Annotated in this window: 2 protein-coding genes; both read right to left on the reverse strand. The window is 66.1% G+C overall.

Features of this window, described 5'->3' with window-relative positions; genetic code table 11:
• Positions 1-1208, reverse strand: a 1208-nt coding sequence (locus tag E0E18_RS13785; RefSeq protein WP_130841927.1) for a hypothetical protein, incomplete at its 3' end; no start/stop codon positions are given.
• Positions 1205-2293 carry an acyltransferase family protein gene (locus E0E18_RS13790; RefSeq protein ID WP_110482174.1) on the reverse strand — a complete coding sequence of 363 codons (1089 nt, stop codon included), beginning with the start codon at positions 2291-2293 and terminating at the stop codon, positions 1205-1207. The genes E0E18_RS13790 and E0E18_RS13785, both read right to left, overlap by 4 nt.
• Positions 2294-2459 lie beyond the last annotated feature (166 nt).

Consider the following 2459-nt stretch of genomic DNA (forward strand, 5'->3'; position numbering starts at 1 on the left):
GTGTCCGCCGGGGGAAGGAGGACAAGGGGGACAAATGCCGCGGCACTGACAAGCTGCGCCACCGCGATGGCGGTGAGCAGTGGACCGTCCGACAGGGTGAGCAGGGAGACACCGAGGATCGTGGGCCGGATCACCGACCAGACGAGGCACAGCGAATCTCTGCCGGTGATGTAGGGGACCTTCGTCACCAGCGACGTCACCAGGGAACCGAGAGTGAACACGCCCAGGCAGAGGAGGGTCCGGGCCGTGACATCCGGGCCGTCTGCCGCGAAGACCACGGCAGCGACGACGACGACCGCGGAGAAGAACGCCAGGACGACACTGGACCAGAGGCCCCGGAGAGTCCATCTGCGGACAGTCCCCGGGTCTCCCCGGCGTACGGCGTCCGAGATCTTCATCTCGAAGCCCGGTGCGACGACCTGCTGCGCGAGGCCTGAGAATCCGCCGGTCAGTCGCAGCGCCACCGCCCACATCTCCTGGTATGTGCCGAGGAAGGGGGTGGCGAAGGCCTGGATCTGGAAGGCGAGGTCGGTGAGCAGCTGTGCACCGGTGGCACGCAGTGACAGTGCCAGGTACCTCCGGTGCCCCCTGTCGAAGAGACTGGTGACGTCCCGGACGAAGGCGGGGATGATCCGGTCCGTGGTGCCGGCGAGCATGACGGTCGCGCCGACCAGGGTGATTGTCCCGGCGACCACGACAAGACCCTCCCGGAACGGAACCAGGAACACGACGATGAGCGTCCCGGTGATGTTGATGACGCCGTAGACGATCCGCGCCCGGGCATAGACGTCGATCCGGCGTTCCCGGGTCACGACCGCCACGGCCGCGAAGTACATCCCGTGGGTGAAGGTGAGCAGTGCGCCCCAGGCCACCACACCGGCCCAGTAGTCGGAGGGTCCGCTGAGCGCGGCCGCGGCGACCAGCAGTACAGCGGTGCCGGTCAACAGCCCGGCGAAGGCGGTCGAGGACGCCGTCCTCACGAGACTGCCCGGGACGGCGAGGTAACGCCCGGGGTAGGCGAAGGTCACCGCCCTGCAGAGGAGGCCGGACAATGCCAACGGAACGACCAGGTAGGTCAGCTGGTCCATCTGGCGTCCGAGGATGGGTATCAGCATCGCCACGAAGTTCATCGCCTGGGCGATCCCGGAGAGCCCGTAGCTCCGGAACTTCCTGACCAGCCCGATGACCGGGTGTACGCCGTTGCTCACTTCTTCACCTTCTCGCCCAGCATGATCCGTCCGATCTGGACCGGCCCGATCCTCACGTGCCTCAGGACGATGACGCCGAAGATCGAGGCGAAGATGCCGCCCACCGACAGGATGATGAACCGCGGGAGGTCAGCGTCCAGTCCGACGGCACCGGTGACGGCGCGGAACGCCCCCACCGCGAAAGAGTGGAGGAGGTAGATCCCCGACGAGTATCCGCCGATCCAGGCCAGGACCCGGGATTTCAGGGACCATCCCAGGAAGGCGACCGGGAAGACCACGCCCAGGGCAATGCCCACCAGACTGTGGCGGGTCTCGAACCGTTCGAGGTGACCGGTGAGCGACAGCTGCACCAGCACCACCAGTACCAGCAGCACGAGGGTGACCGGCACAGCGGTCATGGTCCGCTGCGGGATGAGGCGGAACCTGAACGCCCCGACACCCGCGAGGAAGAACGGAAGGAAGGACAGCGCGGTCCCGAGCTGGAGGGTCTCCACCGTCTCGGGCCTGGTGAGCAGTGAGATCAGCACGGACGCCGCGAACAGTCCCCCGAAAGCCCACGGTGAACGCAGAAGACCCCGGGAATCGAGCAACGCCACCAGGGCGAAGAGCCAGAAGGTGGACAGCAGGAACCAGTAGGGGCTCAGGGAGTTGATCCACCACAGCAGGGGGTCCGGGTCCACGGTGCCGTTGACACCGGGTGCGTACATCTGGGTGAGCCCGAGCACCGGGATGAAGATCACGTAGGGAACGAGAAGCCGCCGGACCTTCTTGCCCATGAACTTCGGGTACGCCCGGATGTCCGACAGAGGACGCCACGCGTAGACGAGTCCGGAGAGGAAGGTGAACAACGGCATGCGGAGGTACTGGACCGAGTCACAGTAGTAGCGGAAGGCACTGTCGTCGGCGACATGGATGCCCGCTGCGGCCGTGTCCCCGATGACATGGAAGGTGACCAGCAGTATGCACGCCAGTCCGCGGAGAGTGTCGACGGGAATGTTCCGGCCGGAGGCGGCACGGTGCCTGCCCCCGTCGGCGGAACCGGCCGACGGGGGCGTGGAGGAGCGGATCGTCTGATCGGACGTCATGGCAGTTCGTCCTGTAGAGGTGAGGGAGCAGATACGGGTCAGGGAGGGGGTGAATCTGGTGAGGCGGGGACCTCGCTCCTATTCAAACCTCCCAGCCCACCCGACCGACTCCCCACTCCTCTGCCCCCCCCTGCTTGTAAACAAAAACATATGCCCCCTCCTCTTT

Origin of the sequence: Corynebacterium neomassiliense (assembly GCF_900626215.1) — a bacterium.
GTDB lineage: Bacteria > Actinomycetota > Actinomycetes > Mycobacteriales > Mycobacteriaceae > Corynebacterium > Corynebacterium neomassiliense.